15 protein-coding genes are annotated in these 14,348 nt (G+C 61.3%); 3 read left to right on the top strand and 12 right to left on the bottom strand.

From position 1 onward, the window contains the following. Positions 1-49: 49 nt before the first annotated feature. Positions 50-349 carry a DUF1127 domain-containing protein gene (locus HGP12_RS20225; protein WP_168840936.1) on the bottom strand — a complete coding sequence of 100 codons (300 nt, stop codon included), beginning with the start codon at positions 347-349 and terminating at the stop codon, positions 50-52. Between the two features lie 201 nt (positions 350-550). Here HGP12_RS20225 and HGP12_RS20220 point away from each other — a divergent pair, with 201 nt between their 5' ends. After that, complete coding sequence (locus tag HGP12_RS20220) at positions 551-1,504, top strand: LysR substrate-binding domain-containing protein (protein WP_168840937.1); 954 nt, start codon at positions 551-553, stop codon at positions 1,502-1,504. Positions 1,505-1,540: 36 nt separating this feature from the next. Here the strand turns inward: HGP12_RS20220 and HGP12_RS20215 are convergent, their stop codons facing one another. The 5 genes from HGP12_RS20215 to guaB form a co-directional block, all read right to left on the bottom strand. Further along, entirely contained in the window at positions 1,541-2,173 is a 633-nt protein-coding gene (locus HGP12_RS20215; RefSeq protein WP_168840938.1) for a TetR/AcrR family transcriptional regulator, read from the bottom strand. 206 nt (positions 2,174-2,379) lie between these two features. Continuing rightward, the gene (locus tag HGP12_RS20210; RefSeq protein WP_168840939.1) at positions 2,380-3,261 is read right to left on the bottom strand and encodes a dienelactone hydrolase family protein; all 882 of its coding nucleotides are present in this window, start codon (positions 3,259-3,261) and stop codon (positions 2,380-2,382) included. A 144-nt stretch (positions 3,262-3,405) separates the two neighbouring features. After that, positions 3,406-3,828 (bottom strand): MAPEG family protein, encoded by a 423-nt coding sequence (locus HGP12_RS20205; RefSeq protein ID WP_168840940.1) that lies wholly within the window; start codon positions 3,826-3,828, stop codon positions 3,406-3,408. A gap of 42 nt (positions 3,829-3,870) precedes the next feature. Then, positions 3,871-4,461, bottom strand: coding sequence for a hypothetical protein (locus HGP12_RS20200; protein ID WP_168840941.1), 591 nt, complete (start codon positions 4,459-4,461; stop codon positions 3,871-3,873). 3 nt (positions 4,462-4,464) lie between these two features. After that, entirely contained in the window at positions 4,465-5,949 is a 1,485-nt protein-coding gene (guaB, locus tag HGP12_RS20195; RefSeq protein WP_168840942.1) for an IMP dehydrogenase, read from the bottom strand. Positions 5,950-6,337: 388 nt separating this feature from the next. Here guaB and plsY point away from each other — a divergent pair, with 388 nt between their 5' ends. Continuing rightward, positions 6,338-7,009, top strand: coding sequence for a glycerol-3-phosphate 1-O-acyltransferase PlsY (gene plsY / locus HGP12_RS20190; RefSeq protein ID WP_168841107.1), 672 nt, complete (start codon positions 6,338-6,340; stop codon positions 7,007-7,009). Positions 7,010-7,062: 53 nt separating this feature from the next. On the opposite strand, the gene HGP12_RS20185 is transcribed toward plsY, so the two are convergent. After that, on the bottom strand, positions 7,063-7,935 hold the full coding sequence (locus tag HGP12_RS20185) for an MBL fold metallo-hydrolase (protein WP_168840943.1): 873 nt from the start codon (positions 7,933-7,935) through the stop codon (positions 7,063-7,065). A 347-nt stretch (positions 7,936-8,282) separates the two neighbouring features. On the opposite strand from HGP12_RS20185, the gene HGP12_RS20180 reads away from it, so the two are divergent. Next, on the top strand, positions 8,283-9,713 hold the full coding sequence (locus tag HGP12_RS20180) for an MFS transporter (RefSeq protein ID WP_168840944.1): 1,431 nt from the start codon (positions 8,283-8,285) through the stop codon (positions 9,711-9,713). 80 nt (positions 9,714-9,793) lie between these two features. Here the strand turns inward: HGP12_RS20180 and HGP12_RS20175 are convergent, their stop codons facing one another. The 5 genes from HGP12_RS20175 to HGP12_RS20155 form a co-directional block, all read right to left on the bottom strand. After that, positions 9,794-10,531 (bottom strand): RlmE family RNA methyltransferase, encoded by a 738-nt coding sequence (locus tag HGP12_RS20175; RefSeq protein ID WP_168840945.1) that lies wholly within the window; start codon positions 10,529-10,531, stop codon positions 9,794-9,796. Beyond that, entirely contained in the window at positions 10,528-12,111 is a 1,584-nt protein-coding gene (locus HGP12_RS20170; protein ID WP_168840946.1) for a Ppx/GppA phosphatase family protein, read from the bottom strand. Before HGP12_RS20170 ends, HGP12_RS20175 begins: the two co-directional genes overlap by 4 nt. Positions 12,112-12,255: 144 nt before the next feature. After that, positions 12,256-13,059 (bottom strand): anti-sigma factor family protein, encoded by an 804-nt coding sequence (locus tag HGP12_RS20165; protein ID WP_246703489.1) that lies wholly within the window; start codon positions 13,057-13,059, stop codon positions 12,256-12,258. Further along, entirely contained in the window at positions 13,052-13,696 is a 645-nt protein-coding gene (locus HGP12_RS20160; RefSeq protein WP_168841108.1) for an RNA polymerase sigma factor, read from the bottom strand. The genes HGP12_RS20165 and HGP12_RS20160 overlap by 8 nt, the downstream gene beginning before the upstream one ends. A gap of 60 nt (positions 13,697-13,756) precedes the next feature. After that, positions 13,757-14,299, bottom strand: a complete 543-nt coding sequence (locus HGP12_RS20155) for a tetratricopeptide repeat protein (protein WP_168840947.1) — start codon at positions 14,297-14,299, stop codon at positions 13,757-13,759. Positions 14,300-14,348 lie beyond the last annotated feature (49 nt).

The raw sequence follows: 14,348 nt of genomic DNA, 5'->3' as shown, positions 1-14,348 counted from the left end.
GAGGCAGGGCTTATTGGCTATCACCCTGCGGGGAAACTATTGTCCGCCATCAGCCTCTAACGCTGCTGAAGCCGGAGATGCGCGAGCAGCGACGCGCGGAATTGGTGAGATGGCCGGACGGATCCCCGAAAAAGGTCGAGGTGGTCAGCGCAGCGTTCAAATCCTGCCGGGTGAGGCCGATATCGCGCAACTGATTATCGTTCAGCTCATTCAGATATTCGATTTCCTTACGATTTCGGATTGCGCGCCAGGTCGATGCGACATTGCCCAAAGCAAGCATCATGCGTGCCGTCAGCGACAGCGATGGCGTTGCAAGGCCGAGGTCAAGGGTCCGATCTGTCGTGCGCATTTCCGTAGTCCTTCCTTTGCGGCACACGCCAGCCAAGCCCCTTTCCGATGATCCGGAAAAAGGGCGGAGGCCGGGAGGAGTTCGACAAGAGTGTCTGTTCGATTGGTATGCTGAATTGCATTAGGAAGATGCCAAAGCCCTATTGATCAGTCCAACGAATGTTTCTAATGATAACTATCAAACTCCTTTATAGGTGAACTCATGTCCGCGCCGCTTGATATCGATCAGTTGCAGACCTTCATCGCCATCGTGGATTCCGGCAGCTTCACCAAGGCGGCCGACCGGGTGTTCAAGACGCAATCGGCCGTATCCATGCAGATGCGCCGGCTGGAAGAGCGCGTCGGCAAGCAGCTTTTCATCAAGGACGGGCGCGGCAACCGCCTGACGGCCGAAGGCGAAAAACTGCTGAACTACGCCCGTCGCATCATTCGCCTGAACAACGAGGCGATGGCGGCTTTCGACGACAACAGGCTCGAAGGCACGCTGCGCATCGGCACGCCGGACGATTATGCCGACCGCTATATGCCCGAGATCATCGGCCGCTTCGCCAAGACGCATCCGAATGTCGAGCTCTATATCGTCTGTGAGCCCTCGGTGGATCTTGCCGAGCGCATGCATCGCGGCGAACTCGACATCGCGCTGGTCACCCATAATCCGCGCGAGCGGATGTCGGATGTGGTCAGGACGGAACCGCTCTGCTGGGTCGGCTCGGCCAACCATCCGCTGCGCGACGATGCGCCCATTCCGCTCGCGGTCGGGCGGCGCGACTGCCAGTGGCGCCAGCTCGCCTGCTCGGCGCTCGATGCCGGTGGCCGCGACTATCAGATCCTGTTCACCAGCTGGTCCTGCACCGTCGTTGCCGCGGCCGTGCTTGCCGGCATGGCGGTATCGGTCATGCCGGAATCCGCGCTCAGGACCGGCATGAAGGTGCTGACCCAGGCGGACGGCTTCCCGCCGCTACCGCCGGTGCAGATCGGCATCATGAAGCGGCCTGGGCTTTCCGTTTCATTGATGAACGCGATCACGGCGCATATCTCGGCCTGCCTGGACAACATCACGCCGGCTGCGGTCGACGATGACCTCGATGGCGAGGTGAAGACCTTAACGCGCTTCTATCCGCGGCTGCGCGCCGGGCATATTCTGCCGGGTTGGTGACCTCGGGGCTCACCAACCAATTACCTTTCGTCAAAGTTACGGGGCCGGTTCCGCCAGCAAAGTTGTGCGGATCACCTGCTTCCATTCATGCAGCATGCGCACGGCCATCTCATTGTCGCTCATGATGGCAAAGCGAACGGATGCGCCGATCAGATGGCTGAAAAGCTGGGTGCGCGCCGTCAGGTCGATGCGGCTTTCAGCCGGCAGGAATGGCCGAATGCTTGTCAGGAATATGTCGGCGACGCGATTGCTGTGCTGTATGTTGAGCTGCAGGATATCCCTGTCGATATCCGTACCGAGCCAGACGCCAAGATAGGCGGGATCGCTGCGAAACTCGTGGTAGTACCAATCGATCATGCCGCAGACCAAGTCGATGGCGTGATCGAGCGATGTTACGGTCGAAAAAGCTTCCCCGACCTTTTGCTGAATGAGACGGGAGTGCCGGTCAAGCAGGGCTCCGACGATTGCGGCCTTGTCCGGGAAATATTGATAGACGGAACCGATCGGAATCCCCGCGACAGCGGCGAGCTCCGTCATCTTCATCGCGCTGACGCCCTTTTCGGCGATCAGCCTGGCAGCGACCGATAGGATGACGTCGACGCGCTGAATGCTTCGCTCCTGCTGCGGCCTTTTGCGGAACGTGACGCGGTCGGGCCTATCCGGATTCATTCTTTCTCCGTTTCATTTTCATACTGAACGACGCTGGACACGGCAGACGCTATGACACCAGACGCGTTCAATGCGCGTAAACGGGAAAAGTCCAATTTTAATCATTACTTAGGTGCCGTTGCCGTTATGAAAATCGAGGCCGGAACATGGTTTCGACCTCGGTAATCAACGGATGGCTGACACGCCGCTATTAACGGCTTGTGTCGTTACGATACATATTTCTTCAGAAAATCGACCGTCCTGCCCCAGGCGAGATCGGCCGCCCGCTTATCGTAGCGGGCAGCCGAAGTGTCATTGTTGAAAGCGTGGTTGACCCCGTCATAGACGAAGATCTCGAATGTCTTGCCACCCGCCTGCAGCTCCTTGCGATAGGCATCGATACCGGCGTTGATGCGATCGTCGAGGCCGGCATAATGCAAGAGCAGAGCCGCCTTGATATTGGGCACATCGCTTGCCTGCGGCTGTGCGCCGTAATAGGCAACGCCTGCCTTCAGCTCAGGCGAGATCGTCGCGAAACGATTGACGAGACCGCCGCCCCAGCAGAAGCCGACCGCGCCGACCTTGCCGTTGGCGCCATCGGCCTTGGCAAGATAGGTCAGGCTCGCTTCGGCATTGGCGGCCGTCAATGCTGGATCGAGACCGGTGAACATATCGCGTGCCTTGTCCTCATCGTCAGGCGTGCCGCCGGACGGAGAGAGAAAATCCGGCGCCAGTACCACGAAACCTTCCAGCGCCATGCGGCGGGCGACATCGCGGATATGCGGATTGAGACCACGGTTCTCGTGGATGACGATGACGCCGCCGAGCGTGCCGGCCGCGTCTTTCGGGCGAACGAGATAGCCTTTCATCTCGCCCTTGCCGCCGGCATAGGTCACATCCTTTGCTTCCAGCCTGCTGTCATCGGCGGCGATGACCTCGGCGCTTGCCTTGTTGGCGGCGAGCAGCGGCGCGATCGCGGCAGCAGCGCCGGCGGAGCCCGCAAGCTTGGTCAGCTTTTCCATGAAACCCCGACGATCGAGCGTCAGATGCGTGTATTCGTCATAGGCGTTGATCATCGCCTGCGTCACAACGGGCTTTTCCGTGCTCATGGTCCTGTTCTCCCATTTTCCCCGGCAGCAGACGCAAAGCGACCGCCACCCGCTGACAAGATAGATCAGTGGGCGGCGGGGTAACGGTAAAGGTAAAACACAAATACGTTACCGCAGGTTGTCATCGCGATAACATACGTGGTGTCAGGAGAAGGCAAGCCAGATGCCGAGCCAGACCCACATGCCGACGAGTGCCATAAAGCCGAGCGTAAAGAGTGGGCTGCGATAGCGTAGGTTGTTGCTGGTCACATGCACGAAAGCATGAGCGTAGCGCGTGGCGACAAAGACCCAGGCGAGGATCACGGCCGGCAGATTATCCGCCTGACTGGTATAAAGCACGATGCAGCAGGCGTAAAAGAGCAAGGGAAGCTCGAACTGATTGGCAAGGCTGTTTCGCACCACCAGGCTTTCGGCCGGCTCGTTGGCGGGATGGTTCTCGCGAAATTGCTCGGGCTGGATGCGGCCGGCCTTCACCAGTACGCGGCGGCGCCATCCCAGGAGCGCATAGAGAATGAAGACAAGCACCGCATGCGCCACCATGGGCCAAAACATTTCATAGCCGGTCACGCCGCCAACTCCTTTGGAATCTCCGAAAGTCGATAGGATCAATCAGGACGGCCGCGCGCCGTCGCGCGACAGGTAGCGAAAAATCGCGAACCGGGCCAGTAGAATAACCGTCACCACCAGCGTCAGGAATTTCAGCCTGACGATAACAGGCAGTACGCTTGCAAGAAGCGCCACGGTCGAGTCCGATGGCGTCGCCGGCGGATAAAGCATGAGACCGGCGATATTCTCGGCATAATCGACAACCGTATAGAAGATCGGCAAGCAGAAAATGACTGCGGTCGCGCCGGGAGGGATCGGTCGGCCGAAGAAAAAGCCGCCCGGCCCGATCAGCCGCATCAGGCAGAACAGCAACCCACCCAGCACCAGCGGAAAGATCAGCTCCGGCCCGAGATACATGGAATGCAGGATCTCGGCAGGATCGGGATGATCCTTGAGGTAGCCCAGCATGGCGATGACGTCGTCGCGCTCATAGCCGCCGATGCGCGCATCGAGCATCTGCTGGCCGGTTGCGGCTTCGCTGAACGCTCTGACGAAGCCGGCGTAGATCCAGGCGAAGAGCGCCAGCGAGAGAGCCGCGAGGATCGCCGCCAGGCCCTGCAAGGACCTGGCGCTGTCCTGAGCGCGATCCGCCATCAATCAGCCGCCTGCACCCGGATAGTTCGGGCTTTCACGGGTGATCGTAACGTCATGGGCGTGGCTTTCGCGCAGACCCGCACCGGAGATGCGAACGAAGGTCGCGCGCTCCTGGAAGTCCTTGAGATCGGCGCCGCCGACATAGCCCATAGCAGCCTTGAGGCCGCCTGCGAGCTGATGCAGCACGCCGGAGACAGGCCCCTTGTAGGGAACCTGGCCTTCGATACCTTCCGGCACAAGCTTCAGCGTGTCGCGGACCTCGGCTTGGAAGTAACGGTCCGCCGAACCGCGCGCCATGGCCCCGACGGAGCCCATGCCGCGATAGGCCTTGAAGGAGCGACCCTGGTAGAGATAGACCTCGCCCGGGCTTTCATCCGTGCCGGCGAGCAGCGAGCCGATCATGGCGGCGGATGCGCCGGCGGCGATCGCCTTTGCCAGGTCGCCGGAGAACTTGATGCCGCCGTCGGCGATAACAGGGATGTTCTGATCCTGCGCCGCCTGCACCGCCGACATGATGGCGGCCAGCTGCGGCACGCCGACACCGGCAACGATACGGGTCGTGCAGATGGAGCCGGGACCGATACCGACCTTGACGGCGTCGGCGCCGGCATCGATCAGCGCCCGCGTGCCGTCATAGGTAGCGACGTTGCCGGCCATGATGCGGACCGAGTTGGAGAGCTTCTTGACGCGGGTGACGGCGTCCAGAACGCGCTGCGAATGACCGTGAGCGGTATCGACGACCAGGAGGTCGACGCCGGCGTCGATCAGGCGCTCGGCGCGTTCGAAGCCGTCATCGCCGACGCTGATGGCGGCAGCGGCGCGCAGGCGGCCCTGCGCATCCTTCGAAGCATTCGGGTTCAGCTGCGACTTCTCGATATCCTTGACCGTGATCAGGCCGACCAGACGGCTATCGCCATCGATGACGAGCAGCTTTTCGATGCGATGCTTGTGCAGCAGGCGCTTGGCTTCCTGCTGTTGGACACTTTCCGTGACCGTGATCAGATTTTCGCGGGTCATCAGCTCGTAGATCTTCTGCTGGGGATCCGAGGCGAAACGGACATCGCGGTTGGTGAGGATGCCGACGAGGCGATGCGACTTTTCGACGACCGGGATGCCGGAAATGCCGTGCGCCTTCATCAGGCCGAGCGCCTCGGCAAGCGTCGCATCCGGACCGATGGTGACCGGGTTGACCACCATGCCGCTTTCGAACTTCTTGACCTGGCGAACCTCTTCGGCCTGCTGCACCGGCGTCAGGTTGCGGTGGATAACGCCCATGCCACCGGCCTGAGCCATGGCGATCGCGAGGCGGCTTTCCGTCACCGTGTCCATGGCAGCGGAGAGAATCGGCAGGTTGAGCTCGATATCCTGGGCGATGCGGGTGGCGATATTCGTCTGGCCCGGCATGACCTCGGAGTGTCCCGGCTGCAGGAGCACGTCATCGAATGTGAGGGCATCCAACCCGGTAGACGTTTCAATAATGCGTGCCATGGCCAATTCCTTCGTCTGTGAAAAACAGGAAAGCCCGGAACGAATCGTCTACCGGGCGATCTTGCAAGTGTTGCTTGGAAGTTGGCGAGGGCTGGTAACACGTCTATGACAGGAAGTGAATAGCAAAAAGCGCGGGGCAGATATGCCAATCCCGGCTTCAACACCGAATTCGACCGCGGCCGCACGATTGAGGCCGTTTGGTGCATCTCGTTGTCAGTATTGGAACGTTGAGAATATTTTCGTGCGAGGTGCAGCGAAACGCGATTGCTGGGACTACCCTTCGTTCGCAATGATACTGAATGCAAAACTGTCGTTCAGTCATGAGCTTTGCGACATCGCAATTCCGGCCGGGATCCACGACGGCAAAGACATAGACGAGGTGGCATTTATGACTTTCTGGATAGCGAGCGCAATTGGATTGGCGATCGCTTACCTCTTCGGCTCCGCGCCCACGGGCTATCTGGCGGGGAGACTGCTCAAGGGCGTTGATATTCGGGAGCTTGGTTCCCAATCCACCGGCGCAACGAACGTATTGCGGACGCTTGGGAAATGGCCCACCTTGGCAGTGCTCCTGGTCGATGTGTTGAAAGGTGCCGCGGCGATCGTCTTCGCCCGTTGGTTTTATCCTTGGCTCTCTACATTGGCGTCTGTGACACCGCCGACCGCGCTTAATCCGCAAATCTGGGTGCCCTGGGCTGTTTGCCTGGCAGGATTTGCCGTGCTGCTGGGGCATAGCCGTCCGGTTTGGTTGAATTTTAAGGGCGGCAAATCCGTCGCGACCGGACTTGGCCTGCTGCTGGCGATATCCTCGCCAACGGGTCTAGGGGCTCTGGCGATTTTTGGTCTGGTGTTGGCTGTTTTTCGGATTGTCTCGCTTGGTTCGATCCTGGCGGCCCTGACCGCGATTGCCCTCATCTGCGGCCTGGAACAACCGTTATCCTATCGGCTGCTGGTGATCGCGGGCGGCCTTTACGTGATCATACGCCATCGGGCCAACATACGACGGCTGATGGCAGGCACTGAGCCTCGCCTCGGGCAAAGTGCCATCGTCCAGAACTGAAACGGGATCGCACGTCCGGCAGGTGCGATCCCGTTTACTTTGGTTTGCTTATCTCAAACGTCCAGCTGATAGGTTTTCGGAATGTAGCGGAAGCCTTCCGGCTGCTTTTCGACGAAGCCGACGGCGGGGAAAGGCATGTGGAAGCCGAGGAAGGGAATGCGGTCGGCGGCGATCATGTCGAAGATGCGCCGGCGGGTCTTGGCGGCCTGTGCTTTGTCGGCATCGAAACGGACTTCCCAATCCGGCCGGCCGAGCGACAGGATATAATGGTTAGCGGTGTCGCCGGTCATAACAAGCTGCCTGCCGTCGGATTCCAGATGAAAAACGAGATGGCCGGGCGTATGGCCCGGAGCCAGCATGGCGGTCATGCCGCTGACGATCCGGTCGCCGTCCTTCAGAAAGGTCATCTTCTCGGCAAAGGGCACGACATTGGCAAGCACGGCCTTGTGGCCGCCTTCCGCCGACGTTCCCTCGCGCGCCTTATCGGTCCAGAACCCATATTCGATCTCGCCGCTGACGTAGCGAGCATTCGGAAAGGCCGGGCCGCCCTCCTCCATCAGTCCGCTGATATGATCGCCATGCAGATGCGTCAGGGCGACGACGGTGACCTGCTCCGGCGTGTAGCCGACTGCCTTCAGCCCCTCGCGAAACCGGCCGAGGCCCCGCGCGCGGCCGGCAGCGCCAAAGCCGGTGTCGACGACGATCACATCGAAGCCGGTATCGATGATGGCAGGCGCATAGCTGTTAACAAGCTTTTCCGTCGGCAGGAAATTCTGCTCCAGCAGCTTGCGCACGGTATCGGGCGCCTGGTTGGAGCCGAAGGTCTCCCAGGGATTGTCCATGATGTTGGCGCCGTCCTTGACGACGGTGATGGTGCAGGATCCCAATTTGAACTGGTGCGTGTCTGGGGGCGGGACAGCGGTCATGATCTCACTCCTTGTGCTGATGCGCAACGTAAGCTGCGCCTATCGACATCGCCGGCAGCAGCGGCCAGGAAAGACGTGCTGCTTGACCGAAAAATTGGTCATGACAAGACAATCCAAATCCGCTAATACACCGGGCGACGTTTTATGCGTTTAGCATTTCCATGCTCTTAGCATATGTCAAATCCTGCGGTCCACATCGTGCGGTGGCGGATATCACGAAGACGTGATCCCCAAGCGTTCATGGTGCAAGATCCGGGATTGGCAGCAGCCTCGCACAAGACTACAGAGCGGCTATCGCGCGCCCAGCGACAGCCTTCCCGAAGACAGACCTATCAAGGCGGATGCCTATGAATCGCATCGTTCCGTTGATCCTCGCCGTCGCTCTCTTCATGGAACAGATGGATTCCACCGTCATCGCGACGGCGCTGCCAGCCATCGCCAACGATCTCCATGTCGGGCCGATCACGCTCAAGCTGGCGCTGACCTCCTACATGGTGTCGCTGGCGGTTTTCATCCCGATCAGCGGCTGGATGGCGGATCGCTTCGGCGCGAAGAACATCTTCCGCGTCGCCATCTGCGTTTTCGTTATCGGTTCCATCATGTGCGCCTTTTCCGGCGGCCTGCTGGAGTTCGTCTTCGCCCGCTTCCTGCAGGGCGTCGGCGGCTCGATGATGACGCCGGTCGGGCGCCTCGTGCTGGTGCGCACCACCCAGAAAAGCGATCTGGTTTCCGCCATGGCGCTGCTGTCCATTCCAGCGCTTGTCGGCCCGCTCGCCGGCCCGCCGCTCGGCGGCTTCATCACCACCTACGCCTCCTGGCACTGGATCTTCCTGATCAATGTTCCCGTCGGCATTCTCGGCGTCATCCTGTCGTCGATCTTCCTGCCCGACGTGGAAGCGACCATGCCGCCGAAGCTCGATTTCATCGGCTTCCTGCTGACATCCTTTGCGGCATCCGGCGTGGTCTTCGGCATGTCCGTCATCAGCCTGCCGGCATTGCCGCCCTACATCGGCATCTCCGCCGTCGTTATCGGTTTCGTCTGCGGTTTCCTCTATATCGGACACGCGCGCCGTCACCCGGCTCCGATCCTCGACCTGTCGCTGCTGAAGAATGCCACCTTCCGCGCCTCGGTGACCGGCGGCACGCTGTTCCGCATCTGCATCGGCGCCATGCCCTTCCTGACGCCGTTGATGCTGCAGCTCGGCTTCGGCCTCAACCCGTTCCAGTCAGGCCTCATCACCTTTGCCGGGGCGATCGGTGCCATCTCCACCAAGTTCATTGCCCGCCGGGTCTTTACCGCCGTCGGCTTCAAGACGGCGCTACTTTCAGCCGCGGCCATCACGACCATCACCACCATCTGCACCGGCTTTTTCCAGCCCTGGACGTCGCATCTCATCATCATCGGCATATTGCTGATCGGCGGCTTCTCACGCTCGTTCTTCTTCACCGGCATCAATGCGCTCGCCTTCGCCGATATCAGTGACAAGCAGGCGAGCCAGGCAACGTCGATGAGCTCCGTCATGCAGCAGATCAGCCTCGCGCTCGGCGTCGCCGTCGCCGCCATGATCCTGGAAGCCTCGACCTTCTTCAGCGGCACGCAACTGCAGGTCCGCGATTTCCACATCGCCTTCTTCTGCATCTCGGTGCTGACCGTGCTTGCGACGATCCCCTTCATCCGGATGGATCGCAGCGCCGGCGCCATGGTTTCCGGCCACAAGGCCGGTCTCAAGCGCGTCGACGCCCTGCAGCCGCAGATACAGCAGCCGGTTGCAAAATGATGATGCAATCCTCGTTACGCTTCGGCAAAGCCGCAGCGTAACGAGGGTTTCGTCGATTTATCGATTGGAGATCGCCGGATTTAACGACCGGCGGCGGATTGCTTTTCTTCCGTCTCGCCGTCCGGCTTCCGGCCCTTGAAGCCTTTCGCCAGCAGGAACATTTCCACCGACTCGGCTCGGGATGCGCCCGGCTTCATATGGACGACCTGGCGGAAGTTCTGCTTCAGGAATGCCAGAAGGTCGCGCTCGGTGCCGCCCTGGAAGGTCTTGGCAAGGAAGTGCCCTCCTTCGGCCAGCACTTCGACGGCGAAATGCGCTGCAACTTCGCAGAGGTGCATCGTCCGCAGATGATCGGTGCGGTGATGGCCCGTCGTCGGCGCGGCCATATCCGAAAGCACGACATCGGGCGCGCCGCCGACGGCATCGAGCAGCCGTTGCGGCGCATCCGGCTCCAGGAAGTCGAGTTGGAGCACGGTAACGCCCGGCAGAGGCGCCATTTCCAGAAAATCGATGGCGGCGACGCGAATGTCATCTTCGGTCGAGTCGGTCACCTTGGCGGCGATCTGCGACCAGCTGCCGGGCGCAGCGCCCAGGTCGATGATGCGGCGCGCACCCTTCAGGATCTCATGCTTCTCGTCGATCTCCAGCAGCTTGAAAGCGGCGCGGGCGCGATAGCCTTCGAGCTGGGCACGCTGAACATAGGGATCGTTGATATGCCGATGCAGCCACTGCCGCGACGAGGCCTTCAGCTTCTTTTTTTTGACGCGCTGGCCGAGCTTGCGGCCTGTGCGGTTGCCGGCGATGGTTGGCTTGGTCACGTCTGCGGCCCCTTCATATCCCTCGGTCGATGACCCCGGCGCGAGCGGCCACGCCGCCAAACACCGTCATCCGCCATCATGTCAGTCAGCAGCCCCTCGCGCAGGCCTCGATCGGCAACCCGCATGCGCGGGCTTGGCCAGCGCCGGCGGATCGCCTCCAGAATGGCGCAGCCCGCCAGCACCAGATCGGCGCGATCCGGCCCGATGCAGGGATTGGCGGCGCGGCCGGCAAAATCCCAGGACAAGAGCTTGGCCTGCATCGCGCTCACTTCGTCGTCCGACAACCAAACACCGTCGACCCGACGCCGATCGTAGCGCGGCAGATCAAGATGGACGCCGGCGAGCGTCGTCACCGTGCCCGAAGTCCCGATCAGATGGAAATCGTCGCTGTCTCGCGCGGCTCCCTGCACCGGCGGGCAATCGAAACGCTCGAGCATGCGCTGGACTTCGCACACCATCGTCTCAAACAGCTCCGGCGTCACGTCGCGTCCGCCATGCCGCTCCGAGAGCGTCACGACGCCGACTGGCAGCGAGGTCCAATGGGTGATGTGATTGGCAAGCCGGCTGGAGCGGTTCTCGCCGATACGGATGACGGCAATCTCGGAAGAGCCGCCGCCGATATCGAACAGCACGACCGAGCGCGCCTCCGGCCCCACAAGCGACGAGCAACCGGAAACGGCAAGCCGCGCCTCGGTCTCGCGATCGATGATCTCGAGCTGCAATCCCGTCTCTTCGGTCACGCGCGAAAGAAACGTCTCGCCATTGTCAGCCGCGCGGCAGGCCTCGGTCGCGATCAGCCGCATGCGGCGGATTTCGCGCGTCTTCAGCTTGGCCGCGCAGATGCGCAGCGCCTCCACGGCCCGATCCATGGCATCGCTCGAAAGGCGTCCGCTGGCGCCGAGCCCTTCGCCCAGGCGTACGATGCGGGAAAACGCATCGACCACCCGGAACTGGCCGGGGCGTGTCGGCTGCGCGATCAGCAGGCGGCAATTGTTGGTGCCGAGATCGAGGGCGGCATAGAGGTCGAGCGGGCGGGAATCAGCCTCGGCATAGTGATGCTGCCCCTGGCCTTCGCGTCGCGGCTGCGATTGCCGGTTCGGGCGATGATCGTCATGGGCCGGGGCGTGCGCTTTCGCAGGTATGCTCGCGGGAGCGACGATCTGCGCCGTCTTCTCATGCGCCAAGGGCCGGCCCTGCAGGCCGCGCTTGCTGCGATGCTTGCGCCGGTTCTTGCCGCTCTTATGGGATGAGGCATGGCCGTGATCCGCCGCCGCACGGTGTTCCGGCGCAGGCGAAAGCTGCTGCTGCGTTTGGGAAGCGGATTGCGCACCACCATGCGCTGCGCCGCGTGCACGGCGTCGACGCTTGCGCTTTCTGGCCGGTGAGCCGGCCTCATCCTCTGCTGGGCGTTGCGCCGCCTGGCTGGGCTTGTTGCCTGCCTGGCTGGCCTCCGCAGAATGAGCATTCGGGCGGCCGTGACCGCGCTTACGCTTCGCGCGCCGGGAGGATTTACCCTTCCTGCGCTCTGCTTCCGACGCCCCGTCTGCTTGCGGCGCTGAGCCGCTGTCGGGGTCACTCACGTATCTTTTCCACCGCACCGCGCAAGGCCCTAAGGCATGCTGCAGGCGCTCGTTCGATTTTCGTTGGGCAAAGAATACCAGCAGGATGGGTTTTCGCCAAATTCTTTTTGAATCGCGCCAATTTAGCCGTCGGCGAAACAGCCGTCAGGCGACCAGGCGTCCCCGGACATCAGCCGCAAGTTGCTGCATGCGATCGATCGGCGCATGGCCGATCAGCATAAAGGCATGGGTTGGGCTCGACCAATAGACGACATTCATGCCCTTGCGATTTTCCATATCCGGCGCGGCCGCACCCCTGGCGGATTGGACGATGCAAAGCGCCAGAGGGCCGCTTTCCGGATCGAGATAGGCGATCTGGGCCAACGGCTTGCTGTCGTAATTCAGAATCTGGGCGCGCTTGAATTCGACGCCCGGCATTGCCACGGCCTCCGGCGCCAAAGACAGGCCCAGTTTGGCACCGACCTCATTCAATTGCGCGACCTGCTGCGCATGATCGCCGGCCGGAGCGCTCAGCGTATCCGCCGTATAGAGCGAAAGATATTCCGCAACCACGGCACGCCATTCGGTATCTTCATCCGGCTTCGAAAGCCGATGGCCGATGCCGATCACGGAGCGGTCGACGGCAATGGCGGCGACAAAGCTTGCGGCAACCGCGGCAAGGAAACCACGGCGACCGATGTCGGCAGCACGGGACCTAGGCTTTTCAATTGCGGGAATGGCCGCAAGCATGGCCTCCAGCTTCGCAGCCGGTGCCTCGACAAGCATTGGCTCGAACGCTGCCTTGAAGGGCAGCGTGCTGCGGGACAGGAAATCGAAACGCTCGGCAACACGCTCGTCGTCGGCGATCAATCGTTCGATCCGCTCGCGCTCGGCGGCATCCAGCTCGCCATCGATGAAGGCGGTGAGCTGTTCGTCCGAGGGCATCTGTCCTTTATCCAATTCACTCATTTCCATTCCCCAGTCGCTCACCTCCGGAAGATTTTCCGTCAGCCACTATCCCCATGCCATCCGCAAGTTTTGCCCGCGCCGCCGCCAGCCGGCTCATGATCGTTCCGATCGGCACCTCGAGAATCTCGGCCACTTCGCGATAGGAAAGCCCCTCGACATAGGCGAGAAATACGGCGGTGCGCTGCGCCTCCGGCAATGCCTGCACGCGCTGCAATACCTGCCCGGCCAAAATATGCGTTTCGGTTTCCCGCGCGCCGTCGAAAACCAGTGTCTCGTCGGCATCGACGAAGCCCTGCCCCATGCGCACCCGGCGCGAGCGGACCTCGTTCAGCCATATCGAATGGAGGATGGCGAACAGCCAGCGATCGAGCCGCGTGCCCGATGTAAATTGAGCCGCCCGCTCCAGAGCCCTGACACAAGTCGCCTGAACGAGATCGTCGGCCACGTCCCGCTGGCGCGACAGCACGACGCCATAGCGCCACAACCGCGTCAGATGCTGGGACAAGCCAGCCCTGATATCCTCTTCGCTCGCTATGACATCCTCCGCCGCATTCGCATGTCCGGAAGCCGCCGACCTTTTCGGCGGCTTCATTGCTGTCAGACTATAAGCAGAAATTGCGCTACGAGCGACCGGCATCACTCCCATATTTCTCGCAAAGCTCCCTGCTTACAGTCTTCATCGTTGACCCAGGCGCCGTTACAGGCTGGTCGGATTCAGGATCGCGGCGTGAAGATCGCGATATTCCTCGCAGCTCGTATTACCGCAGAGCGTCTTGATCGTGCTCAGCTGGTCCTTGGCGAGATCCATCTGGCCCTTGATGACGTAGGCTTCGCCGAGATATTCACGGACCAGCGTGTATTTTGGGTCCATGGCGACGGACTTCTGGTAGTAGGAAATGCCCTCGTCCGTGCGGCCGAGCTTGCGGGTGGCATAGCCGCGGTAGTTCAGCGCCTCGGCCGTATTCGGGTTCTTCATCGTGTCCAGAACCGCCAGGGCTTCTTCGTAGCGATGATCCTTCTTGGCCAGCGAATAGGCGTAGTCGGCGCGGTTTTCATCGGTGACGTTGGCGCTTTGCTGCTTGACGCATTTCTTCGCCTTCTGATCGTAGATCTCGCCCTTCTTGCAGGTCGGCGTCGTGCTCGAATCGTCGCCGGCCGCAAAGACGGGAACGGCGAAAGCGCCGAGGGTCAGGCCTGCACCGAGAGCGATGGAAGCCAGGCGAAATGCTTTGGTCGTCATGAACTGTCTCCTTGGCAAAATGAACGTTGCGAGGAGAGAACACACCGTC

This window comes from Rhizobium sp. P28RR-XV, assembly GCF_012641385.1.
In the GTDB taxonomy this organism is placed as follows: Bacteria; Pseudomonadota; Alphaproteobacteria; order Rhizobiales; family Rhizobiaceae; genus Rhizobium.
The sequence above is the reverse complement of the archived record's forward strand: the minus strand, read 5'-3'. Positions and strand labels throughout refer to the sequence as shown.

Excerpts from the sequence above, each read along its gene's own strand:
- HGP12_RS20225 (WP_168840936.1), bottom strand. The coding sequence starts at position 349 with ATGCGCACGACAGATCGGACCCTTGACCTCGGCCTTGCAACGCCATCG.
- HGP12_RS20220 (WP_168840937.1), top strand. The coding sequence starts at position 551 with ATGTCCGCGCCGCTTGATATCGATCAGTTGCAGACCTTCATCGCCATC.
- HGP12_RS20215 (WP_168840938.1), bottom strand. The coding sequence starts at position 2,173 with ATGAATCCGGATAGGCCCGACCGCGTCACGTTCCGCAAAAGGCCGCAG.
- HGP12_RS20210 (WP_168840939.1), bottom strand. The coding sequence starts at position 3,261 with ATGAGCACGGAAAAGCCCGTTGTGACGCAGGCGATGATCAACGCCTAT.
- HGP12_RS20200 (WP_168840941.1), bottom strand. The coding sequence starts at position 4,461 with ATGGCGGATCGCGCTCAGGACAGCGCCAGGTCCTTGCAGGGCCTGGCG.
- guaB (WP_168840942.1), bottom strand. The coding sequence starts at position 5,949 with ATGGCACGCATTATTGAAACGTCTACCGGGTTGGATGCCCTCACATTC.
- plsY (WP_168841107.1), top strand. The coding sequence starts at position 6,338 with ATGACTTTCTGGATAGCGAGCGCAATTGGATTGGCGATCGCTTACCTC.
- HGP12_RS20185 (WP_168840943.1), bottom strand. The coding sequence starts at position 7,935 with ATGACCGCTGTCCCGCCCCCAGACACGCACCAGTTCAAATTGGGATCC.
- HGP12_RS20180 (WP_168840944.1), top strand. The coding sequence starts at position 8,283 with ATGAATCGCATCGTTCCGTTGATCCTCGCCGTCGCTCTCTTCATGGAA.
- HGP12_RS20165 (WP_246703489.1), bottom strand. The coding sequence starts at position 13,059 with ATGAGTGAATTGGATAAAGGACAGATGCCCTCGGACGAACAGCTCACC.
- HGP12_RS20160 (WP_168841108.1), bottom strand. The coding sequence starts at position 13,696 with ATGCCGGTCGCTCGTAGCGCAATTTCTGCTTATAGTCTGACAGCAATG.
- HGP12_RS20155 (WP_168840947.1), bottom strand. The coding sequence starts at position 14,299 with ATGACGACCAAAGCATTTCGCCTGGCTTCCATCGCTCTCGGTGCAGGC.